The organism is Methanolinea sp., assembly GCA_016699325.1.
Taxonomy (GTDB): Archaea; Halobacteriota; Methanomicrobia; order Methanomicrobiales; family Methanospirillaceae; genus UBA9949.
Genome location: CP064971.1, coordinates 1,580,972 through 1,603,070, shown reverse-complemented (window position 1 = coordinate 1,603,070; position 22,099 = coordinate 1,580,972). Strand labels below are relative to the sequence as shown.

Annotated in this window: 21 protein-coding genes and 1 tRNA gene; 4 read left to right on the top strand and 18 right to left on the bottom strand. The window is 55.1% G+C overall.

From position 1 onward, the window contains the following. Position 1: 1 nt before the first annotated feature. The 6 genes from IPI71_08415 to IPI71_08390 all read right to left on the bottom strand — a co-directional run bounded on the left by IPI71_08415 (position 2) and on the right by IPI71_08390 (position 5,528). On the bottom strand, positions 2–454 hold the full coding sequence (locus tag IPI71_08415; protein QQR70672.1) for a bifunctional nuclease family protein: 453 nt from the start codon (positions 452–454) through the stop codon (positions 2–4). A gap of 39 nt (positions 455–493) precedes the next feature. Then, on the bottom strand, positions 494–1,513 hold the full coding sequence (locus IPI71_08410; GenBank protein QQR70671.1) for a flippase-like domain-containing protein: 1,020 nt from the start codon (positions 1,511–1,513) through the stop codon (positions 494–496). An 82-nt stretch (positions 1,514–1,595) separates the two neighbouring features. Beyond that, positions 1,596–2,165 (bottom strand): DUF357 domain-containing protein, encoded by a 570-nt coding sequence (locus tag IPI71_08405; GenBank protein QQR70670.1) that lies wholly within the window; start codon positions 2,163–2,165, stop codon positions 1,596–1,598. After that, positions 2,162–2,911, bottom strand: a complete 750-nt coding sequence (locus IPI71_08400; protein QQR70669.1) for a diphthine synthase — start codon at positions 2,909–2,911, stop codon at positions 2,162–2,164. The genes IPI71_08405 and IPI71_08400 overlap by 4 nt, the downstream gene beginning before the upstream one ends. A gap of 134 nt (positions 2,912–3,045) precedes the next feature. Beyond that, positions 3,046–4,896 (bottom strand): ferrous iron transport protein B, encoded by a 1,851-nt coding sequence (feoB, locus tag IPI71_08395; GenBank protein QQR70668.1) that lies wholly within the window; start codon positions 4,894–4,896, stop codon positions 3,046–3,048. Continuing rightward, entirely contained in the window at positions 4,893–5,528 is a 636-nt protein-coding gene (locus IPI71_08390) for a metal-dependent transcriptional regulator (protein ID QQR70667.1), read from the bottom strand. The genes feoB and IPI71_08390 overlap by 4 nt, the downstream gene beginning before the upstream one ends. Before the next feature lie 532 nt (positions 5,529–6,060). On the opposite strand from IPI71_08390, the gene IPI71_08385 reads away from it, so the two are divergent. Next, a complete protein-coding gene (locus IPI71_08385; GenBank protein QQR70666.1) occupies positions 6,061–6,516 on the top strand; it encodes a CAP domain-containing protein in 456 nt (151 codons plus the stop codon). Between the two features lie 41 nt (positions 6,517–6,557). Here IPI71_08385 and IPI71_08380 read toward each other — a convergent pair. The 3 genes from IPI71_08380 to IPI71_08370 form a co-directional block, all read right to left on the bottom strand. After that, positions 6,558–6,642, bottom strand: a tRNA-Leu gene (locus IPI71_08380). Between the two features lie 560 nt (positions 6,643–7,202). Further along, the gene (locus IPI71_08375) at positions 7,203–7,706 is read right to left on the bottom strand and encodes a PIN domain-containing protein (GenBank protein ID QQR70665.1); all 504 of its coding nucleotides are present in this window, start codon (positions 7,704–7,706) and stop codon (positions 7,203–7,205) included. Then, a complete protein-coding gene (locus IPI71_08370; GenBank protein ID QQR70664.1) occupies positions 7,699–7,878 on the bottom strand; it encodes a hypothetical protein in 180 nt (59 codons plus the stop codon). The genes IPI71_08375 and IPI71_08370 overlap by 8 nt, the downstream gene beginning before the upstream one ends. Positions 7,879–8,096: 218 nt before the next feature. Between IPI71_08370 and IPI71_08365 the strand changes: the two genes are divergently transcribed. Continuing rightward, positions 8,097–8,513, top strand: a complete 417-nt coding sequence (locus IPI71_08365) for a PEGA domain-containing protein (GenBank protein QQR70663.1) — start codon at positions 8,097–8,099, stop codon at positions 8,511–8,513. 262 nt (positions 8,514–8,775) lie between these two features. Here the strand turns inward: IPI71_08365 and IPI71_08360 are convergent, their stop codons facing one another. The 9 genes from IPI71_08360 to gatC form a co-directional block, all read right to left on the bottom strand. Then, positions 8,776–10,605: a threonine--tRNA ligase gene (locus tag IPI71_08360; protein QQR70662.1), complete on the bottom strand. Its 1,830-nt coding sequence runs from the start codon at positions 10,603–10,605 to the stop codon at positions 8,776–8,778. A 52-nt stretch (positions 10,606–10,657) separates the two neighbouring features. After that, on the bottom strand, positions 10,658–11,221 hold the full coding sequence (dcd, locus tag IPI71_08355; GenBank protein QQR70661.1) for a dCTP deaminase: 564 nt from the start codon (positions 11,219–11,221) through the stop codon (positions 10,658–10,660). Between the two features lie 131 nt (positions 11,222–11,352). After that, positions 11,353–12,231, bottom strand: coding sequence for an META domain-containing protein (locus tag IPI71_08350; protein ID QQR70660.1), 879 nt, complete (start codon positions 12,229–12,231; stop codon positions 11,353–11,355). A gap of 219 nt (positions 12,232–12,450) precedes the next feature. Continuing rightward, entirely contained in the window at positions 12,451–13,179 is a 729-nt protein-coding gene (locus IPI71_08345; protein QQR70659.1) for an RNA methyltransferase, read from the bottom strand. A gap of 7 nt (positions 13,180–13,186) precedes the next feature. Beyond that, positions 13,187–13,876 (bottom strand): phosphoglycerol geranylgeranyltransferase, encoded by a 690-nt coding sequence (locus IPI71_08340; protein ID QQR70658.1) that lies wholly within the window; start codon positions 13,874–13,876, stop codon positions 13,187–13,189. Between the two features lie 10 nt (positions 13,877–13,886). After that, positions 13,887–16,724 (bottom strand): DNA topoisomerase I, encoded by a 2,838-nt coding sequence (locus tag IPI71_08335; GenBank protein QQR70657.1) that lies wholly within the window; start codon positions 16,722–16,724, stop codon positions 13,887–13,889. 7 nt (positions 16,725–16,731) lie between these two features. Next, positions 16,732–18,165: an Asp-tRNA(Asn)/Glu-tRNA(Gln) amidotransferase subunit GatB gene (gatB, locus tag IPI71_08330; GenBank protein ID QQR70656.1), complete on the bottom strand. Its 1,434-nt coding sequence runs from the start codon at positions 18,163–18,165 to the stop codon at positions 16,732–16,734. Then, positions 18,162–19,460, bottom strand: a complete 1,299-nt coding sequence (gene gatA / locus IPI71_08325; GenBank protein QQR70655.1) for an Asp-tRNA(Asn)/Glu-tRNA(Gln) amidotransferase subunit GatA — start codon at positions 19,458–19,460, stop codon at positions 18,162–18,164. Before gatA ends, gatB begins: the two co-directional genes overlap by 4 nt. Then, the gene (gatC, locus tag IPI71_08320) at positions 19,461–19,730 is read right to left on the bottom strand and encodes an Asp-tRNA(Asn)/Glu-tRNA(Gln) amidotransferase subunit GatC (GenBank protein QQR70654.1); all 270 of its coding nucleotides are present in this window, start codon (positions 19,728–19,730) and stop codon (positions 19,461–19,463) included. Between the two features lie 326 nt (positions 19,731–20,056). Here gatC and IPI71_08315 point away from each other — a divergent pair, with 326 nt between their 5' ends. Together IPI71_08315 and IPI71_08310 are read left to right on the top strand one after the other, a co-directional pair. Continuing rightward, positions 20,057–20,236, top strand: a complete 180-nt coding sequence (locus IPI71_08315) for a hypothetical protein (protein ID QQR70653.1) — start codon at positions 20,057–20,059, stop codon at positions 20,234–20,236. A gap of 597 nt (positions 20,237–20,833) precedes the next feature. After that, positions 20,834–21,790, top strand: coding sequence for an ROK family protein (locus IPI71_08310; GenBank protein QQR71997.1), 957 nt, complete (start codon positions 20,834–20,836; stop codon positions 21,788–21,790). The last annotated feature ends 309 nt before the right edge of the window (positions 21,791–22,099 follow it).

Sequence of the window (22,099 nt, the reverse complement as noted above, 5' to 3'; positions counted from 1 at the left end):
ATCATCCGGCAAGGTAGGTCCCGATATCCATCAGCGAGGGGAGTTCATCGATCGGGATTGCAGAACTGCGGGCGACTTCATTGGTGACCAGGATACCTGCCTTGCACCGGATGCTTATAGCGATACCATCACTTGGCCTACAGTCCATGGTCATTTCGTGGTGGTTATGCTCAAGGATCATGTTTGCATAATACACCCCATCGTCGATTGAGTCTATCACCAGGGTTTTTAACACGATGTTGAATCGTTCGAGGAAATCCACAAACAGGTCGTGAGTGAGAGGCCTGGGCGGGATCTCGTTGTTGAGAGCGGCCTGAATCGACATCGCTTCCCACAGACCGATATAGATGGGCAGGCACGTATCGTCTCCCAGTGTCAGGATCACTGCAGGTGAAACCCCGGCAGTGCCAACGGCCATGTACACACCTTTCACCCTGCATGATACCGTATCCATACGCACTTGATGATTGTTCGGGGGGCACATAAGGGTTATTCAACCCGCCCCACTCGCTTCACGCCGGATGATGATGAGGCTGGAGATGAGCCCGAGCAGGACGTTGAAATAGAAAAGGATCGAGCGCCACAGCACGACAAGGATACCAAGAATTGATGAATTGACAAAAAGGCCATAGAGAGATGTGAACATTATCTCGGCAATTCCCGAACCGCCCGGTGTGAGTGGAATCATCATGATCAGAGCGATGACCAGCTGGATGATGAGCGATTCGATAAAGATGGGCGGCTGCCCGAGCCCGAGCAGAAGCAACGAGACGATGATAAACTCGCAGAACCAGAAGAGAGCGGTGAACAGCCCGCCTGAGATGAGACCTCCTTTTCCATGGCTCAGGAAATCGGTAAGGGTCTTATGGAAATTATCAACTTCCTGATCGATGGATTGGGCGAAGCGTTCAATCTTCCTGCTTTCCCACTTTCGTGTAAAATGCCCGGAAACTGCATGAATGATCCTCTTGAGCAGGTCTGGCTTTTTTACAGAATAGATAAAAAGGACGACAAATGCAGTGATGACAATCCAGGAGATATACATGAAGTAGCTGAAGGCTGACCCGATACGTCTCCATTCACTTCCCAAAACAAACATAAAGAATGCGCCACCCATCCCAAGAACAATCCCATCGAGGATTCTCTCGGTGAGGACGATGGCGGTTGCATCTCCGATCTTAACTCCTGCTTTATAAAGTTCGTGAATCCTGACGGGTTCCCCTCCTGCCTGGGACGGTGTGATGGCAGCAACAAGCATATTGGCGGAAACGAGGTTCAGTGTATATAAAAAACCAACCCGGTAGCCGAGGGAACGACTCATGAATTTTATCCTGAGAGCCCATAACATCAGAGCAACAATGTGGGTAAAGAGAGCAAGGATAAGGAAAAGGGCATTGAGCTGTTTCAGGTAGGTGACGGTTTCAGCATCAACGGTGAAATAGAGAACTGCAACAAGGACCACCGCAGAAAAGCCAAGCGATATCCAGAGCCATTTCTTTTGATTTTTCTCCATTGACGCAGCTCTTATCCCCCGTTTCGGGATTCATAAGGAATTGCCATGCATAGTATAAACGCTTTGAGGAGTGGTGGTGGTTCTATATGGTGAAGAGTTCCCGGTTCCTGAGGACTTTCAATAGGCCGGTTCGTATCCCTGCATCGAGCCATCCAAACCCATAGCTATAGGCGGCGAGTGCCATCTCGTCCTCCCCTTCTCCTTCGCGTCCTGACCCATGGTCATAAAAGATTTTTCCGATGAGAAGAAACCGTAAACCCCCCTTCGAAAGGCAGGTATCCATTTCAGGTGCAGGCTCAAGACTGGCAAGGGCACGTGATAGGAGAGAACGGTACCGGGACGTTTTCTCATGCAGCGCTATGTTCTCCCGACCAGCAGTACGTTGCTGCGGTGTAACAACCGGGATACCACAGTCCTGCGATGAGATCAGGCCAAGGCAGATAGAAGCATCCATCCATCCCAGCGCATAGCTGAAGCTTGCAAGGGCATTGGGATAGTCACCACGGGAAAGGAATACCAGACCATCCTTGTGATACGCCAGAACCATATCGACACTGTCGCGGGCACAATCATGGAGGATACTTCTCCCGGTAGGGACGAGCATCCTGTCCGCAAGCCGCTTTTCAAGGGCTTCCAGGCAACGGCACATCATAAGCCCGCAAACATCTCCAGGTATTCACGTTCCATGACGTGTAGTTCTGCCGGTATGATAAGGATATGAAGAGGTGGGCCAAAGTCCACCTCTTTCATTCTCGCGGCGTTTCCGGCGGCAACTACAGGAGACTCCGACCCGGCACGGGCGATCCCTACGTAAAGTGGTAAAGAAAGATCAATTTTTCCGGCCATTGTTTCAAGGATGTCGACCGCTTCGGAAATGGTCATGCACCGGTCTTCCTGGATATCGAGATAGACAAGGGTATGGAGGCCGAACGCGCGGTTTGCCTGTACCACTTTGGCAGGCGCCAGAGGGATCCATGACCGGTGGGGATAGGGAAGGGAGCAGGACTTACCGAACCGGTAGTTCTGGAGGCCTGAAAGACCACAGACTGCCGTGGAAATGGATGATGCATGGATGATGCGTGTCGCTATTCCCCGGCGGAAGGCTCGCATCCGCAGGTCGATATGGGTCGTGGAAACCATCGGGTCCCCACCAATCAGGAGTGCCACGTTGAACTCTTCGGCCAGGCCAAGCATGAAGTCGGGGTCGACCTCAACCTGATCACGTGACAGGATCGTTATCGTTTTTCCATAGAGCTCTTCCATATCCCTGATGGTTGTGCCAGAAAGTCGCGAGGTATATGATTCGAGGAAGACGTGATCGGCTTTCCTGATACTGTCGAGCCCCTTGAGTGGAATGTCACCAAGATCATACAGCCCAAGACCCACAAACGTTAGCATCCTGCCTCCTTTGCTGGTAATGTTCCCCGGTCACTTCCTCCCACGAGAACCCACACTCCTGATTCAATCGTTCGGGGCTTTCAAATTAGATGTCACCATCGAAGGATAAAGCAGTAATTGACCGGTGTTTGTCTTCATGTCAGGAGCATATTGAGGAGCGCACCGACAAGGATGCCTGTAATGAGGGTATAGGCCGAAACCACGAAAGCTGTCTTTATCCCCACTTCTTTCTTCAGGACTGCTATGGTTGCGATGCACGGGATAAAAAGTACACTGACCACGGCGAAGATATAAATTTGAGCCATGGAAAGGACCGAGCCGAGATCTGCTGTCCCGGCAAGGATCACCAGCGTTTCGAGGGCCATCTCCTTTCGCAGGATTCCAAATATGAGAGCGGTTGTTGCATAGGAGGGGATGCCGAACACTGCAATCGAAAATGGTTCGATGAACTCCTCAAATGCGGCCATGAGTCCCGAGTACTGGAAGAGTCCGAGCACAATGCTGGCAACGACCAGAAGGGGCATGGCTATGACCAGGAATTCTCTTATCCGCAGCCATGATTTGAGGAGGACGTTCTTTGCGATCGGGCGCCGGAGCGGGCTCATCTCGAGGATCATGCCAAACTGTTCACCAGGAGTGACCCGGGAGAGTATCATCCCGGTAATGAGAATGATGACCATGACAATCAGGTATACGCTCATCGCTGCAGCGAGCCCGATAAATGCGGCAACAAGCCCGGCAATGATGACGGTTCGTGCCGAGCAGGGGATGAGGGTCACGAGGAATGACGCGATCACCCGCTCCCGTCGCGTCCGCAGGAGCCTGATGCTCATGATTGCCGGGACATTGCACCCGAACCCAAGAACCAGGGGAATGATCCCTTGCCCGTGCATACCGAAACTGTGAAGAGTGCGATCAGCCAGAAATGCAGCGCGGGTGAGATATCCAGAATCCTCCAGTAACGCGATGAACACGTAGAAGGTGAAAATAAACGGAAAGGCTATTCCAAACCCAGCCTGTATGGCAAGGATGATCGAGGTTCCGAGTTGCTCGGCGAGGGGATGAAATCCTGCAGCGAGAAACGGCTGCATGACAAGGTTTTCGATAAGGTTCACAATCGCCTCTTCCAGCCATGATCCGATGATGAAGACCGTCAGGAGGATGCTGATAAGAATAGTGGCAAGTATCGGTATTCCGGGAATCCGTGTGGTGAGGAGGCGATCGATATCAGGACCCTGTTTGGGAAGACGAGACAGGATTACTTCAGAGGCAATACGCTCGGCACAGTGATGCCGATTCCCTGCAACAATCTGGGCTACAGTCATGCGATGCATCCGTTCGATCTCCTCAGAGAGGGCGGATACTGCTTCTAAGACATCAGGATTGTCGGTATGACCCAGCAGGGCCATAATGGCCTTGTCCCAGTCCAGATTATGGATCGTCTTAAGGCTTTTTGCCGCAGCTTCGATATGGTGGTCGTAGAGAACTTTTACAGTCGGCACGCGCGCTGCTGAAAGGGCCAAGGGTATGATGGTGCCAGTATTTTTACCCTGAACAGCAACGGTTGGAATAACTTCGACACCAAGGAGCGATGAGAGTTTCCGGGTATCAATCTGGATGCCGGATCTCTCCGCTTCATCCATCATATTCAGGACTACCAGCATCGGGCGCCTGTACTCGGCAACCTGGAGCATGAGGTAGAGATTGCGTTCCAGCCTTCCTGCATCGAGAACTGCCACAATAACATCGGCTTCACCCGAATCGACAAACGCCCTGACGGTTCGCTCCTCTTCGGTATCTCCTTCGATGGAGTAAATGCCTGGCAGGTCTACGACCTCGATAATCTCCTTCTCAAAACAGATATTCCCACTCTGGAGACCGATGGTGGTGCCGGGATAATTGCTTACCTCGACCCCGAGCCCGGTCAATTGGTGAAAGATAAGTGATTTACCTACGTTTGGATTTCCGATGAGCCCAATCTTCATCCTGGCCGCTCCACGAGAATCGATGCGGCAATTTCTGGGCTGAGAGCGATATCCGACTCTTTTACCCGTATTACAATTCCATTCCCGGGGATTTTCCGGACAACCGATATCGGTGTACCAGGGAAAAGGCCAAGGTCGTTCAGGCGGCTTCCCGGACCCCGGCACCTGACACACGAGATGACGAGGTGTTCACCCTCAGCCGCCTCGATAAGTGTCAGGGCCTGCCACCGCTTTCCCCGTCGCATTCCACGGGGCCCGCCACGGCCCGGGCCCCTGATATACCGCCCCAGCCGTTCTATTGTCTCGTCCGAGATACTATGTTCGAGCGTGCAGGCCTCCTTCCCGGCAGTCTCAGGGGCCATGCCAAGCATCTCCGAGAAGAAACATTCGAGGATACGGTGTTTCCTCATAATTTTTCCCCCTGTTTCTGCTCCCCGGGAAGTAAGTATGATGTTGTTGTCAGGAGAGATCTCAAGATCGCCGTCCTTTTCCATTTTACTGAGGATTCCATCGAGATCTTTGGCCTCTCGCCCAAGCAATGTGGCAAGACGCTGGACAGGAGTGGCCGGGGCACCGGTCACTTTCTCTTTATAGAGCGTTTCCAGAATATCCTCCCGGAATGAGGACTGCATTGTGGATAATTCTGCACGAAGCCACTTATGGATTTGTATTATACCTATGTGGCCTGACTGTGCCAGAAAAAGGATATCCTTTTTCTAAGATCGATTATATTGCTTCTGGCGAATTGGGTTAAGTCGTTTAAATTTTATGGAACTACGAAAAAAGTGGCGAAGTTAGTTTTTTAACCCGTCCATAAAGCGAGGATAACTGCCGTATAATTCAGGACAAGCGGGGTGGTAAATTCATCTTCCGATCTTCCGGGGTGAGGACCGGAACATCGCGTCAGGATGGTGTAGAGATGCCCGCTTAGTAACAGGGCACTTATCGCAAGAACACGTATCCGGTCAGCAGCGGGGGCTGACCCCCTGTCCCGGGCCATTTCACCAGAAAATCCACAGGTTCAGCACGATACCGGCCAGCAGCGTAATTGGGACCCAATATACCAGAGGCACACTATCACCCTGATCTACAAGATGGGGGGCGATCACACATGGAAAGGAAAAAAATTATTATTAAATTTGTCTTTTGTTCATTGAGATTAAAATGGCCCCAATATTATCAAGAATTTCCCAAGAACTTTTCTATTTAACGAATAATGCACGGGTGAAATACGACAGAAAAATGCTAAAACGGGATCCCATCCTCACAAAGGCGGCTCTCTATCATAGTCGAGATATGGCAAAAAACCACTATTGCGACCATATTAACTTAAAAGGAGAAGATCCAACCGACCGAGTTATCAGGTTGGGATTTGATGTCAATGCCGGATATTACTGCGGCGTTGGGGAAAATTGTAATCAAATTTCTATTGGCAAAGTGAAAGGATCAGGATTTATACCAAATACCGAAAAGGGAATTGCTTTAGGATTAATGAAAAATTGGAGAAAGAGCGAGGAACATTGGAAAAACATCATAAGATGGGATTATACTCAAATTGGAACTGGTGTTGCTACTACTAACAATAAAACATATTTTGCGACTCAAGTTTTTTATGGATAATCTTCATTTTCATCCTGCATACTACCTTAGGATTAAAAGTATGCGAGGGGTGGGATTCGAACCCACGAACACCTCCGTGACGGGATCTTAAGTCCCGCTCTTTTGGCCTGGCTTAGATACCCTCGCACAAAATGTGATTCTGTAAATAGTAATCATGAACAATCATAAGATAGTCGATTGCATTTTTTGGTAGTGTAAGGATTTTACTGTAAAAACGTAACTCCGATCCTGCACAGTCACTGTACACTCCCCATAGGAAAAACCAACCGAATTATATTCATCAGATTAAGCACTCTTTCCAGTGGAACTTACAGTCCGAGGATATTCTGTGATACGTTACCTTGTTAAGCTGGGGTGGGGATGTGTGTGCCATGTTTTAGTTCCTCCTTAAAATATTCGGGCAGAGCATGCCTCACGGTGAAAGTACAAACAGAATGATGATGGATAAATGTTGTGTAGACTGAAGCGCGGTATCTGAAGGAATTGGAGAGGACCGACATTCTGATACCCAAAAAAATTGGGAAAGAACGGATTTAGTTCAATCAATCCCTCATCAGGCTCCTCGATAAGGGCCGACCAACGTGTCGAAATTTTTCAATTTCTTCGACACGTGTTTGGGACATGTCGATGGTATCGACAGGTGAGAGGAGGAGAGTGGAACAAAATGCAGGGATACTCCTATCTTTTCAAGGACCCCAGCATGTGAGCCATTTGACCCGCTGAAAATCACGTTCGTTCGTGACGATATGAGCGAGAGTGAAGGTATGTGCATACGCTACAATTGCCGCATCCTTTGCCATGAGGCACAGTTCTTTTGAGAAATGATACATGAGGCCTGATATTCCCCGTTCATTCTCGATCATCTCAAATCCTATCGTTGGCAGACTATCGTATACATTCCCTGCGATAGTCAAATGCCTGATTATTGCAGGATCCTCTTTCAATACCCTGACTGCATCCTGGGAGGTGCATGCATACCCCTTCTCAACCGTCTCGGCAATCATGATACGGTGGAGGAGTTCATTCAGAATGGTTGCCGGGATTACTCCCTGAATCTCCCCTTTCTCAACTCGTTTCACGCACTCTGTACAGAGTTTTCCGTATCGGGGATGATCGGTCACCCAGTAGACGAGAATATTTGTATCAAAAATTGCCCTGGTATCGGGGGGAATCTCTTGAAGACTATGCAAGGAGATCACTTTCGGCGATCTCTTCGATAATCCGCGGATCTTTTATTTTAAGAATGCCAGAGAGTTGCTCAGCGCGGGAGTCCTGCTCCTTCCCAAGGACTGTACTACCCTTCCGTTTTGCGCTCTTTATGAGTGGTTTCTCAACGTTCCGATGCACTTCAACAGGGGGCATTTCCGTAATTCCACAGTGTAGTTGACATTCCCGTTACATAAGTGTAATTGAGGGGAGAATCCTCCCGGCATCAGCAAGTCCCAGCGTCCCGCCCACGACCCACGTGACGCCAAACGGGACCCCAGCCGACGAAATCATCATAGGGACGGTTTTGCCAACCAAACCCATCGTGGGAGACCTCGCGGCCACTGCAACACCCGCAGGTGCCATTGCAGTCCTTGATGAAAAACATTCCAACAGTACTCCCCTGCATCTTCCGGGATGTCGAGCGGGGCTACCATTCGCTTTCGATCAGCAGCCCCGGCTATGCACCCTGGAACACAACCGTCTTTGTGAGCGGTGGCGAGACAACCCGCGTGTTCATCTCCCTTGTTCCATCCCCCACGCTCACGGCCACTCCCACGCAGGCGTCTCTCCCGGACATGGGCACGACGTCGATTTCATCCGAGCCATCCGTTGCAGAGGTCTCCGTTGATTCGGTCTTCCGCGGCACTACTCCTCTCACGCTTGGGTCGATTGAGAAGGGGACTCACACGATCCTGATCACCAAAGAAGGGTATGAAGCATGGCAGACAGAGACCCTAGTTCAGAATGCGAGCAATCTTTCGATTGAATGCACAGTTGGTTCCGGTTGAGACGCCAGTTCCGATGAGGGCGAGTGTTGGGGGCTGGGTTGCGGTGTTGGGGGTGATTTTGGGGGTGGTGGTTGTGTGGAGGAGGAGGGAGGGGTGAGATGGATTGGTGAAAATCAATATTGGATCAGGCCCCTCTAAAATAGGTTTCATCAGCCTCAACCGGGGCAGAGAAGATGCGGGGCATCTTTTGCCAGAGCTACCCGGGGTTTAGAAATTCACGGCACTCGCTTTTTTATCGATTATATTGTAATTGGGTAAAGACTCAGATGTACCGCGCCTTCTTTGACAACGTTGCCAGGGTATAGAGCGGACGGAAGGGCATTCCGGAGGTCTTCTTGCGGATCTCCTCGATCAGAACGTCCTCGGTCATGGTCTCCTTATGAGGCTTGTTTGGCTTTGACTTCGATCGGATGGTGACGGTGAGCGTGCCTGAGCTTATCTCGGCATCCCCAATGACTGCCACAAACGGCACCCAATCCATGCCGGCGTCCCGGACCTTCTTGCCGACGCTCTCATCGCGATCATCAACATCGGCGCGGATTGTGGAATTGCGGAGGCGCTCCCCCACCGCTTCGGCAGCAGCGAGGTGACGTTCGGCGACCGGGATCACCCGGACCTGGACCGGGGAGAGCCAGACTGGAAGGTGCGGAATATCCTGGTGGGCGGTGTTCTCGAGGATGGCGCAGATAACCCGCTCCACGCTGCCGGTCGGGGAGCAGTGAAGGATGGGCGGATGCACCTCTTTGCCGTCAAGATGGTACTTGATATCGAATCTCATCGAAGACTCCACATCGATCTGGACCGTGGGGTTTTCGATGGGGCGGCCCTGGCTGTCGATGGCGGCAAGGTCAACTTTGGCCACCCAGTAATGGACCCGATCCGAGAGGATCTCGATCAGCATCGGCACGTTTGAATCGGCGACTATCTTCTTCACCCAGTCGGCATATTCGTCCCAGAAGGCCCTTGTGCAGCGGAATGCCCCGACGAGTTTCGTGCCGAAATCCTCCCCGGTTTTCCAGCCCATGGCCAGTTGTTCTTCGAAGCAGGCAAGGGCTTCGGGCATGTCAGCGCAGAGACTGTGCATGTCGGGCATGGTGAAAGCCCGCAGGCGTTTTAACCCGATCACCTCTCCCTTCTGCTCGTGTCGGAACGAGTAGGTTGAGAGCTCGTACATCTTCATAGGAAGGGTATTTGGAGAGATGTGCATGTCCCGCATGATCGAGAACATTCCGAAGCATGCCGCGAACCTGAGCATCATGTTCCGGTTTCCGCTCTTGAACCGGTACTGGCGTTCGCCGAATTTATCGGCATGCTCGAAGATGGCCCTGTCGTCAAGGTCGTACATTACCGGAGTCTCGACCGGGGTCGCCCCATAGGGAAGGACACAGCCAAGTGCATAGTCTGCGATGAGGTCGCGGATAAGCTTACCCTTTGGCAGCCACCGGAGATGGCCGACATCGCTCGCCGGCTCGTAGTCCACGAACTCTTTCGACCGCATCAGTTCGACATGGATGGGTTCCTCTCCGGCGGGAGTACCCTCGCCGAGCTCCTTGCGTAGCAGGCAGCCGAAGGGGGAATCGTCCATAAACTGCCGGGCTTCATGGCATGCACCGTCAGGTGTGAGCACGAATAATTCGTGGGTGACGGTTTTTTTCTCCTTCTTCACCTTTTCCTCGGATGGGACGATGGTCTTCGAGAGCTCTGAGAGAGGGTGGCCCTTGCATGAGATCTTGAATGACTTGTACCATCCGAAAGGAGCCCGTTTAACCGAAAATCCCATCTCGCGGAGCCCTTCTTCCATGGACTTGAGCGCCCAGACAGCAGCATCCGGTCGGGAAAGATCGTTAGAGAGGTGGGCATAAGGATAGATCACGATATTTTCAACCGAGAGCTTGTCGGCGACAAGCCCTATCTCAGAGAGTGCCTGTTCGATTACGCCGGGCAGGTCGTCCTCGTCAACGGCTTCGATTGCGGAAAAGACGGCAAGGGCCTCTTCCTGGTAGTCTTTCAGCAGGTCGGTATCTTCGGCCATGCTGGTCCGCTTTTTTGCTTCATACTCGATAAAATCAGTATGTATCAGAAGGAGCCGCATGCTTCATCTCCAGGGTATAACCGTTGTCCTTACTCTGTCTTTTTTTCATTGGTCATAACCCTTCAGGCACGGGGTTCTTATGGTAGCGGGAGAGAGTAGCCTGCCGCTGGTCCATGTACTTCGCCCCGGGCTTCCGGTTGTAGGGCTCGGCAGCCCGCTCGGTGGTATAAAAAACCAGCTGGCCGATGGGCATTCCAGCATAGACCCGGACGGGGCGGGCGTTGACGTTGCACATCTCAAGGGTGATTGAACCCCGAAACCCGGCATCGATCCACCCTCCGGTCTGGTGGAGTTCTACTCCAAGACGGGCGATGCTGCTCTTGCCCTCGATACTAGCCACGATATTGTCCGGGAGGCCGATCACCTCCATGGTCTCGGCCAGCATGAACTGTCCGGGAGCGATCACAACCGAGTCAGTGATGCACTCTCGCGTACCGCTGGCGATGGTTTCTTGCCGGTAGGGATCGATCACCTCTCCGCTCTCTTCGTACCATACAAAGTGGTTGCCGAGCCGGATATCGAGCGAGTTTGGCTGCACGAGAGACGACTCGAAGGGGTCGACGCAGATAAATCCCCTGGCGACACGGTCCAGGATCTGCCAGTCAACGAGGATCATTCGTGTAAACTATGGGGAATGAAAGGTAATGAGAGTGCCTGAAGGGAGATGGAGAATGATGGCTCCAGGGGATAGGCCGACAGGGTTGTCGAGGTTGACGGGGATAGGAAAGAAAAGAAGGTGTTTCGCAGTCACGGCATGGTATCGTAAATCATGCTGATCTTCCCGGTCCCATCCGAGAGAGTAAGCTCGTTGCCGGATATCTGGTATAGCATTATCTGTGGCAGCACAGCGAGATAGGTCTTCTCGAGCTCCATGACCTCTGACTCATCGCATGACCTGGCCGTGGTTGCAAAGGCGTTGATGGAGATGGTACTCCCGCTCACCGCAAAGGAGCCGGAATAGTCGTTACACCCGGCGTTACCATTGAGCTTATTGTCGTTGGTGAGATGAAGGGAGATAGGGTGGGACTGCCCCTTGGTATAGAAGTTCCCTTCTGCATCAACGAACGAGTTGAGGAACCAGGTGCTTCCGATCAACGGAGCAGGGGTTAGTTCTCTGGGAGGGCTGAGGGAGTAGGTGAGGATGGTATTCCCGTTGCTATCCATGATAGTCAGGATGTTTTTCTCGATCTTGAACCGCGAGGCGCCCTGGAGAATGATAAGGTAGAGGCTCTCCTGGCTCATGGTGCCCGGCGGGGAAAGGCATTTCATATCAGTCGTTGACGGAGTCCCGATGGCAAGGTTGTTCAGAAGCCCTGAGTAGGAAGCAGTATACTGGTTGCATCCCGATGAACCATACACCTTCCCATGCCCGTCGAAGAAGGCCGTTATCTCGGTCCCCGGCAAAACATTGCTGCTGGCTCCGCTACGCATTGAGATCAGGTACCAGGTCACCCCGAAGAGGGTTGCCTGGGGCGGTGGAGTGGAAAGCGGGGTCGCAGTCGGCATCGTGGTCGTTGCCAGGGTCTGGGTGGGCGTAGGGGTTATGGGGAGAGGGGTCGTGCACCCACAGGAGAGGAGCAACAGGACGAGGGCTCCTGCAAGAAGAAAAGAAGCGAGAGGCTGCATATGATGAGGGGTGTGAGAGAGATGTATTTAAAGCCGTGGTGGGTATCCGGAACATTGTTCTGCGATCCCCGGATTGGGAAGATATCCGGCTGCGGATACAGGCAGGCAATCCAGGAAATGCGCCGGGATACCCGGAATACTCCTGAAGTTAATCCTCATCCTGCATTGTGATGGACGAAATAACAAACTCTGTATTGCAAACCCGGAACACCCATGAAGTTAATCCTCATCCTGCGCCTTCTTTCGCACGAACGCCGCAGGATTGAAATGCCACTCGGACCGCCGCATCAGGCCATGCAGGGTGCTCGCCTCCCTGGCGGTGAGTTTCGTCCTCCCCAGCACCCGGCGGATCAGGAGCATGGTCGGCTGGCGCTTGAACAACGGATGGTCGATCTTGTCCAGGTAAGAATCGATATGGGCATAGAGATGGTCCATCTCTTCGCGTGATGCGAGCAGGTAGTCACCGCGCGAAAGGCGTGAGAACTCGTAGCAGATGATGCCCACGGCGTGGGATAGGTTAAGGATGGGATAATCAGCTGATGCAGGGATGGTGCAGATAACATCGCTCCTGAAGATTTCATCGTTGTTCAGCCCCCAGTTCTCCCGTCCAAAGAGAACGGCGATCCGGCCATCGATGTCGGCGATGATGTCCCGGATCTCGGACGGCTGGAAGTACGGCATCCGCATTGGGGTGCAGACCGATTTGCTCACCTCACCGGTGGTAGCGATTACAAGATCACTTCGCGAGAAAACTTCTTCGAGGGTAAGTATCTCGGCAGAATCAAGCACATCGCCTGCATGCGCCGCCCGGGCCCGGGCTTCCAGGCCCAGCGTGCAGGGATCGATCAGCACCAGGCGGGAAAACCCGAAATTCTTCATTACCCGCGCGGCAAATCCCACATTACCTTCGTACAGGGGGGCAACCAGGACAATATCGATCTCGGGCATCGATGGCCTACTGGACCGCTTTCACCGTCTCTTTCAGAACATCGATACACCGGTCATAGACGGCATTACCGACCACGATGGTATCGGCGTACTTGGCCATCTCCGCTGCCCGCTGGCCCGAATTGATCCCGCCGCCATAGTACAGGACTGCAGAGTCGATTACTTCCGATGCCGCCTTCACCGCGGCAGGATTCCCGTACATGCCGGAATACTCGATGTACACGATAGGAAACCTGAAGTAACGGTCGGCAACCATGGCATAGGATGCGACTTCCGCAGGAGAGAGCATGCAGTTCGACCGTGTAACTTTCCCGACCGCAGAATCCGGATTGAGCACGATATAGGCCTCGGGAATCACCCGCTCCCAGTCAATACGGTTGTTGTGGAGGATCCAGTCCCGGTGCTTCCCAACGATCCATTGGACCTCGGATGAGTTGAGGACGCTTGGGACAAACAGGAGATCGATTCCGTTTGCCAGGACCGCCTCTGGGCTGGCCGGTTCCATGACCAGGGGGAGGCCCGATACGGCGACTTCCCGGTGGAGTCTCTCAAGGTTCTCGAGGGTGACATTGAGAGTTCCCGAAAGCATGAGTGCATCGGTCCCGCTTGCGGCGATCTCGCTGACGATTCCCGGAGGCAGGGTCTTGTCGGGATCGAGTTTGGTCACATGGACCCAGTTCTTCCATTTAGTGTGCATCGTCAGGGCCTCAGATCACAATAATATCATTGCGGGCCTTCTTCTCCCTTTCCTGTAACACTGCCTGCCAGGCTTTAATTTTCCCTTCCGGGATACCGCACTGTGCAGCAAGGGTCGCGGGATCCGCAGCGAGAAAGAGGGTGCCGCTGATGATCCCCATCTTCTGCAACTGCCCGATCAACGGTTCGGTCATACCCGGGAGAGAGCGGAGCTCTGCGCTGCCACGAGCTACCTGCCCTTTTGAGTACTTCACCGGAGGGGTCTGCCCCTTCGCCCGTGCCACCATCTCAACGTGGCGCTGGACGGTATCAAGGGAGAGTCCGACAACTCCGGAGAGCCAGACCGGGTGGCCGGAGAGGAAATCCTCCGGGGAATAGATGCCGGCAGCGAAATATTTCTTCATGCTCACCGCCGGGATCCCGGCATTCCTGAGGAACTGTTCGTTTTCCACCATCTTTGCTTCCCGGAGGATGGAGTCGCTCTCCTTCTCACTGATACCCAGTTTTTTCAAGAACGCGGGATCGGCACCGGCAAGACCCGTTACATCGTTGATCCCTGCATCCTGGAGCTGGCGGATGATCTTTGCCGGGCTTCTCCCCTTCTTGGGGGCGAGCATTCTGCGGACGAGCTTGCGGCAGTCGGTCCGGCGCCGCAGGAGGGTGAGAGCATCCCCGGCTTCCCGAAGGAGGGTCTGCGCGGTATCATGGCTCACATTGAGAATCTCGGACAACCGTCCAGGAGTGGTTCCGGCTAACTCGGAGACAGTATAGATGTGGTGGGCGAACAGGGCTTCGCGGTGTGCCGAAGAAAGAGACGGCATGAAGGTGAACGCCTCACGGTTCGACTCGATATGGTGGCAGAGGGGACAGCCGATCTCCCAGGGTCGGTTGCCTTTCCGCACCAGCCTGACGTGGTAGAGCCCGTGCACCGGGCACTTCTTATCGGTCCTAAGCGCTTTGCCCCACATAGCAGCCGGCAAGCCAATATTGAAGCTGCACTCCGGGTATCCGGTGCAGCCGATAAACTGGGTCTGGTTCCGGAGCTGCCGTATTCGGAGGTCGCGGCCGCAGACCGGACAGGGCCCAAGTGTCTGTTCTTCTGCGGTCTGCTCCATGATCTCGGACCCTATTTCAGCCCCATGGGCTTCCAGCTGGTTGAAGACTGCGTGGAGCATGCCGCGTGACTCGGTGATCACATCGCTGCTGGTCCGCTTCCGGGCCTTGATTTGTTCCATGTGCTCTTCGAGGGTCCGGGTCATGGCCGGCCGGGTGATGGTATCGGCATGGTTCCCGAGCGATTCGGTAACCGCCCGCCCCACCAGGGTAGGACGAAGCGGGGTTCCCTCGACATACTTCCGGGAGAGGAGTTTCTGGATCACTTCGTGCCGGGTACTCTTGGTGCCGAGCCCGAGCTCCTCCATCTGCTGGATCAGCTTGCTCTGGCTGTATCGGGGCGGGGGCTGGGTCTCCTTCTCTTCGAGATCCACCTGCCGGATCGGGAGCCGTTCTCCCTCCCTCATTGCCGGGAGGATATACTCTTTTGCGCTGCTGTAGGGATAGACGTACCGCCATCCAGGACTGGTGAGCTGGCCTCCCGTAGCGGTGTAGGGTTCGCCGCCGGCATCGAAGTTCACCTTCATGGTCCGCCATTGTGCGTCCGGCGAGAGGGTGGCCAGGAACCGGCGTACTACCAGCTCGTAGATCTTCCACCGCTCCTCGCCAAGCGATGCCCTGGTAGCGGCTGAAGTAGGATGGATTGGCGGGTGGTCGGTCGAAGATTTCTTGCCCCGGGCAGGGGAGACACGGCGGTTGGCCATCACCCAGGAGATGTCCTCCGCAAACTCGGTCGATTGGAGTGCGGTAAGAATTCCTTGGATGTCGAGAGTTGCAGGATAAACGGTGTTGTCGGTGCGGGGGTAAGAGATGTACCCGTTCATATACAGGTCCTCGGCCACCCGCATAGCACTGGCTGCCGGAAACCCAAGGCGGGCGGCAGCTACGATGAAGCCGGTGGTGTCGAACGGGAAGGGGGCCTTCTCGGTCCGCGTCCCTTCCTTCACCTCGGTCACCACCAGGGGTTCCCGGGTCCGTTCCAATGCGGAGGTTGCTGCTTCCTTGTCGCAGAACCGGGTGGTCTGGTGCCTGGCTTCAACCATCTCCCCATCCTTCTCGGTGGAGAGTGATAGCTCCCAGTAAGTCTGGGGGACAAATGATTCGATCTCCTTCTCCCGGTCGACAATCATGGCCAGCGTCGGGCTCTGCACCCGGCCAACAGAGAGGATGTTTGCCCCACCCCTCCGGGCGGCAAGGCTGATGAACCGGGTAAGGGATGCCCCCCACATCAGGTCGATCACCTGCCGGGCTTCACCAGCAGCAGCGAGGTCGAAATCAATTGTGGTGGTCTTCGCAAAGGCTCCCCGGATTTCATCCGGGGTGATCGCGGAGAACCGGGCCCGGTCCACCATCACCTTCGGGTTAACCTCCCGGATAAGTTCGTATGCCTCCTTGCCGATCAGCTCCCCCTCGGTGTCAAAATCGGTGGCGATTGTTACCCTATCGGCCTGCCGGGAAAGCTTCTGGAGAAGCTGGACGATCCTCTTCTCAGTTGGTACCTTGATGGTCCGGGCATCGATCAGGCTCCGCGGGGTCTTCTCCCGGCTTCGCCAGTTGGTATAACCTTCCTCGAAATCGACCTCGACAACGTGACCCCGGAGCCCTATAACGGCACAGTCGTCAAACCGGTAGACCGGGACCCCTGCATCGCGGGATTCCCGGAGCTTCTCGTGTCCGGCAAGAATGGCGGCGATGCGGCGTGCAGAAATGTTCTTCTCGGCCACGATCAGGTGCATCAGGACACTACGCCTCCTCGAGCAGATCCGAGAGAACCTTGTTCACATCGCCTGGCTTGGCGCAGCCGCGGGTTTTTTTCATCACCTGGCCGACCAGGAAGTTCAATGCCTCTTTCTTCCCGGCCTGGAAATCGGCGACCGCCTGGGGCTGTTCGGCGATGGCTTCCTGTGCTGCTTTCACGATCGGATCCTCACCGGAGAGCGTGGGTGTGGCAGAAATAACCCGGAGTCTCAGGCGGTCGACACATTCCCTTGCCCCCTCGCACGTACCGCACTCCTTCAACTGGTCAAGCAGCACCCGTAATACTTCAACGCCGCTCTTGTCGGTGATGCTCCCCTCCTTAAGCAGCCCCAGGAGCTCCCGGAAATGCCCGGGGGGGACGAGCTTGATGCTCATGTCCCGGTAGTTGAGTTCCCCGAGCAGGGTGTCAGCGACCCAGGTGGCAGCAAGCGCCGTGTCGATACCGGCAACCTGCTCGTAGAACTCGGCAAGCCGCAGCTCGCCGGTCAGGGTCCGGGCATGGTCCTGCGAGCAGCCGTACTGCTTCACAAACCGCGCCCGCCTTGCGTCCGGAAGCTCGGGTAGAACGATCTCCGCTGCCCACTCGCATAATCGAAACGGCCGGAGGTCCGGTTCCGGGAAGTAGCGGTAGTCCTGTTCCATCTCCTTGCTCCGGGATGAGGTAGTGACCCCTCGTGCCTCGACAAAGTGCCGGGTCTCCCGTGCAATCCGCTGTCCCCGCCGGATGGCGTTGCGCTGCCTCGTTATCTCGAAGGTGAGTGCCTTCTCAACGCCTTTGAACGAGGAGATGTTCTTGACTTCCACCCGCTCGTGGCCTTCCTGAGAGATGTTGGCATCGACCCGGAGCGACCCTTCCTTCTCGCTGTCAAAGACACCGAGATATTCCAGGGTTGCCCGCAGCTTGGTGAGAAACTTGCGGGCTTCTTTCGGCGATCTGAGGTCTGGCTCGGTGACGATCTCGATCAGGGGGATCCCGGCCCGGTTATCGTCGACCAGGGTATACTTGGGCCGGTCGGCGCCTCCCTTGTGGACCAGCCTGCCGGGATCCTCTTCCATGTGTACCCGGGTGATCCGAACCCGTTTTTCGCCATAGTCCCCCTCGATGTCAAGATATCCCTCCACGGCAACAGGCTTGTCGTACTGGGTGATCTGGAACCCTTTGTTCAGGTCGGGGTAGAAGTAATTCTTCCTGGCAAACTCGGCTTCGGCTACGATCCGGCAGTTAAGGGCTTTTCCGACCCGCAGCGCATATTCCACCGCCATCCGGTTCACCCGCGGGAGCGATCCCGGCAGGCCGAGGCAGATGGGGCAGACATGGGTGTTTGGTTCATCATCGCGGTAATCGGTCGAACAGCCGCAGAAGAGCTTGGTCTTGGTGTCGAGCTGGCAGTGAATCTCGAGGCCAATGATGGTCTTCATGCCGTTCCCCCATGTTCATAGGCAGCGGCCACATCGATCACCTTTTCATCCCTGAACCACGGGCCCATGACCTGGAGGCCTACCGGGAGTCCGTCCTGGGTCCCGCAGGGAACTGATATTGCCGGAACCCCGGCCAGGTTGGCAGGAGAGGTCAGGACATCAGAGAGGTACATGGAGAGCGGGTCGCTCTTCTCCCCGAACCGGAAGGCAACGGTAGGCATGGTCGGCCCGGCGATCACGTCGACGGTCCGGAACAACCTGACAAAGTCCTCGCGCACCTGCTGGCGGGCTGCCTGGGCCTTTGCATAGTACTTACCGTAATATCCTGAGGAGAGGGCGAAGGTCCCGAGTATGATCCGGCGCCGGACCTCGGTCCCGAACCCCTCCCGCCGCCGCTCCTGGTATGCTTCGTGCCAGGGCCGTTTCGTGTCGGCCGGAGGACCATAGCGAATCCCGTCAAAACGTGCCAGGTTAGAGCTCGCCTCGCTCGTGCAGGTAACGTAGTAGGCGGCGAGTGCAAAGGTCATGCTCGGCATCCGGCAGGCCACGATCTCGGCTCCATCGCCCTCAAGCCGGGTTATGGCTTTCCAGACCACTGCGGCAACCCGGGGGTCCACGCCTTCTCCAAAGAACTCTTCAGGGACCCCGATCTTCACACCGGTGACTGAGGGATTGGGGATATGGCGATAGGGGCATGAGATGGCCGTCGAATCCCTGGGGTCATATGCGGTAAGAACCTCCATGAGGAGAGAGACGTCTTCAACGGTCCTGGCCATAGGCCCAATCTGCTCGAGCGAATTGGCATAGGCGATCAGCCCGTAACGGGAGACCCGTCCGTAGGTTGGCTTGAGCCCAACGATGCCGCAGAATGCGGCCGGACAGCGGATGGAGCCTCCGGTGTCGGTCCCCAGCGCCATCCTGACCATACCGGAGGCGACCGCTGCAGCGCTCCCCCCTGATGATCCTCCAGGCACCCGGGAGGGATCGACCGGGTTTAAGGTTGGACCGAAGACAGAACTCTCTGTTGTGTTACCCATCCCGAATTCGTCCATGTTGGTCTTTCCGACAATGGCCGCTCCTTCCCGTTTCAGCAGTGTGACAACGTGGGCATCGTATGGGGGAACATAGCCGGTAAGGATCCGGCTGGCGCAGGTGGTAGGGATCCCCCGGGTGGAGATGTTGTCCTTGATAGCAACCAGGGTTCCAGAGAGCTTCCCGGCACCAGTCTCCGCGGTCGAAAGCGTGGTGATGAAGGCGTTGTACCGGTCATCGGGCGAGAAGGTAACGGAGGTCACTCACATCACCCGTGGTGCCCGGAAGAATCCGTCTTCGGTGTCAGGGGAGTTAAACAACGCCTCGTTCTGCGGAAGAGACGGCTCGATCTCGTCCTCCCGGAAGACAGTGGCATGTTCATGTTCGAACGTCACGGTTCCTTCCACCTTGTCGAGAATATCAAAATGGTCGAGAATCTCGTTGAACTGCATGGTGAACTCAGACAGTTCCTCTCTGGTGATCCCGATATCAGCAAGCATCGCAATATGCTCTACATCTTTTTCTTCTATCATGGCGTGGATCCCCGGTCCGGTAGTTTCTGATCTAAGTACCCTTGCAAAGACCGTTTATAACCATTGGTACATGCTATATTCTGCAGGGCCGACTTGATCCCCGGTCCCGAATTGCATTGTATTCTTATCGTAATAGGCGATTTACGGGGGGAAATACCGGGCTGGAACCTCCCGAAGCGATCGTCCCCGGACCCCGTCCTGCACTGGCAGAGAGGACGGTATTGCGCGGGCAGCGCGCACGATCCCGGCAGGGCAGGGAGAGGGAGTTGCATTCAGGCTGGCAAGGTCTGGTCCTGTAGGGCCTGGCGCTGGAGGCTGGTGAAACCGTGTTTGAGTTCACGCCCGGGGCCGGGCAAGGATTGGTAGCGGGCAAGCCCTCCGAAGAACTCATCGGCTTCCTGTTCCTGGCCGGACAAAACCCGCTTGTAGCCGGTCTCGCATCCAGGATGGGTGATCAGGAACTGGGTGACGGTGGTGGTCGCGTTGACGGGGCGAGGTCTGGATAACCGGGAGCACGGGCATAGAGCGCTTCACGGCTATCTCGTTCCGAGAACTTCACGATGGTTCGGGATGACTCCATCAGGGCTGCTGCCTTTCCATGCGTGGGAGAGATGGTGAGATCCTGGCAGCCCTGCCGCTATCCAGGGGCGGATCCAGAGGCTGCCGGAGAGGACGGCGACTCTTCCCTCAAATACGCGGGATCCCTTAATTGCTCCGGAGCGGGAACCACGGAGAGAATGGCCCTTTTGAGCGCGGCATCCCGCGGTCCGTGTTGCAACCCTCAGACTCTCAACCCTGGCAGATGCCCGACCAGGGTTCGATGTCACCGGGAACACTCCCGCATAAGTCTGGGGCGGTGTACCTGTCCCGGGCAAGGAAAAATTCATTGCCGGACCAGACAAACATGCCGGGCGGTTCTGCAGCGATCTGCCGGATCTCCGGCAGTGCGAGCCTTCTTCCTTCGTATTCAACCCTTTCGGAAGATCATCATACGACAGTCACCTCACCGGCTCTCATCAGTTAGACATCAGGGATTAGCTCCCTGAGCCCCTTACTGGATGTACCTCGGTAACTTCATTGCCCTCCCGGTCAAACCACCGGGCATGGTGCGCGTAGTCGCCGTTGATCTCGGAGCGACAAACACGAGGGTTGGAGTCCTCGACAACGGTGGCATTATGCTCGAAAAGATCGAAGCAAAGACCCCGACCGGGGGAGCCGATCCAGCCATCCTCACCGGGTTTCTCACCGACATGATCGGGCGGGTATGCGGCACCGGAGCCCTTCGCGGTTTTTCGGGCATCGGTCTTTCAGTTGCAGGGCCGGTCGACATCAGGAGGAGGATACTGCTCAATCCGCCAAACCTGCCTTTCCGTGATGTGCCGCTGCCCGGTTCGCTTGAAGAGCAGTTCGGCATCCCTGTCCGAATGGTCAATGATTGCCATGCCGGTCTCATCGGTGAACTCTCGTATGGTGTGGCGAGAGGGAGGAAGAACGTGGTTTATATAACAATTTCCACCGGGATAGGCGGGGGGGTGCTGGCAGATGGCAGGATCCTGCTTGGACGGGACGGCAACGCCGCCGAGATCGGCCACTTCCACGTGGATGACACCTACAATCTGGTCTGCGGCTGTGGGCATTCCGGGCACTGGGAGGGATATGCATCCGGGAAGTACCTCCCCTGGTTCTTTGCCCAGTGGTGCCACTACCATGGTAAACCCCACTGGGGTCCGGATACAGCAGAAAATATCTTCCACTCGGCCCGGGAGGGTGATGATGACGTGATGCGGTTCCTCCGTGACCTTGCCCGGATCAACGCCAGGGCGGTCTCCGATGTCATCGTCGCTTACGATCCGGAACTCATCGTCTTTGACGGTTCCGTGATACGGTCTAATGCTGATCTCCTGCTGCCACCGATAATCGATACTGTCGACCGCCATCTCAAAGTGCCGGATATGCTCATGACCGGGCTGAAGGGCGATGCCCCGCTGCTTGGTGCCGGGGTGATTGCCCAGGGCTACGATACACGATACAGGGACTTTCTGGATTTAACCGGGGTGTAACTATGAAGGCTTGGCACCGGAACAGGGTTGAACAAAGGTAGATCTGATTGTGATGTTTGCAAGAACTCAAACCGGGTCCTTTGAAAAAAAAACCAGGAGTGCACGGAATGAGAACAGAATGTGACTCCATCGAAACCAGGTTTCTTGCCTGACCTTTTTCAATCCCACGGGATTGATTCCGTTTATATTTTTTCTGTCCTCGAATTGTAGGTTAAAGCTGGTTATCAGATTATTTAAGAGAAGGAAATCCGGGAACCGGATTTCCCAGGTGTTCATGACAAACCAGTAATTATTCATCGGGTTAAAAAA

Bases quoted from the DNA above. Each gene is read 5' to 3' on its own strand.
- IPI71_08415 (QQR70672.1), bottom strand. From the start codon at position 454: ATGGATACGGTATCATGCAGGGTGAAAGGTGTGTACATGGCCGTTGGC.
- IPI71_08410 (QQR70671.1), bottom strand. From the start codon at position 1,513: ATGGAGAAAAATCAAAAGAAATGGCTCTGGATATCGCTTGGCTTTTCT.
- IPI71_08405 (QQR70670.1), bottom strand. From the start codon at position 2,165: ATGATGTGCCGTTGCCTGGAAGCCCTTGAAAAGCGGCTTGCGGACAGG.
- IPI71_08400 (QQR70669.1), bottom strand. From the start codon at position 2,911: ATGCTAACGTTTGTGGGTCTTGGGCTGTATGATCTTGGTGACATTCCA.
- feoB (QQR70668.1), bottom strand. From the start codon at position 4,896: ATGAAGATTGGGCTCATCGGAAATCCAAACGTAGGTAAATCACTTATC.
- IPI71_08390 (QQR70667.1), bottom strand. From the start codon at position 5,528: ATGCAGTCCTCATTCCGGGAGGATATTCTGGAAACGCTCTATAAAGAG.
- IPI71_08385 (QQR70666.1), top strand. From the start codon at position 6,061: ATGGCCCCAATATTATCAAGAATTTCCCAAGAACTTTTCTATTTAACG.
- IPI71_08370 (QQR70664.1), bottom strand. From the start codon at position 7,878: ATGCCCCCTGTTGAAGTGCATCGGAACGTTGAGAAACCACTCATAAAG.
- IPI71_08360 (QQR70662.1), bottom strand. From the start codon at position 10,605: ATGCGGCTCCTTCTGATACATACTGATTTTATCGAGTATGAAGCAAAA.
- dcd (QQR70661.1), bottom strand. From the start codon at position 11,221: ATGATCCTCGTTGACTGGCAGATCCTGGACCGTGTCGCCAGGGGATTT.
- IPI71_08350 (QQR70660.1), bottom strand. From the start codon at position 12,231: ATGCAGCCTCTCGCTTCTTTTCTTCTTGCAGGAGCCCTCGTCCTGTTG.
- IPI71_08345 (QQR70659.1), bottom strand. From the start codon at position 13,179: ATGCCCGAGATCGATATTGTCCTGGTTGCCCCCCTGTACGAAGGTAAT.
- IPI71_08340 (QQR70658.1), bottom strand. From the start codon at position 13,876: ATGCACACTAAATGGAAGAACTGGGTCCATGTGACCAAACTCGATCCC.
- IPI71_08335 (QQR70657.1), bottom strand. From the start codon at position 16,724: ATGCACCTGATCGTGGCCGAGAAGAACATTTCTGCACGCCGCATCGCC.
- gatB (QQR70656.1), bottom strand. From the start codon at position 18,165: ATGAAGACCATCATTGGCCTCGAGATTCACTGCCAGCTCGACACCAAG.
- gatC (QQR70654.1), bottom strand. From the start codon at position 19,730: ATGATAGAAGAAAAAGATGTAGAGCATATTGCGATGCTTGCTGATATC.
- IPI71_08310 (QQR71997.1), top strand. From the start codon at position 20,834: ATGGTGCGCGTAGTCGCCGTTGATCTCGGAGCGACAAACACGAGGGTT.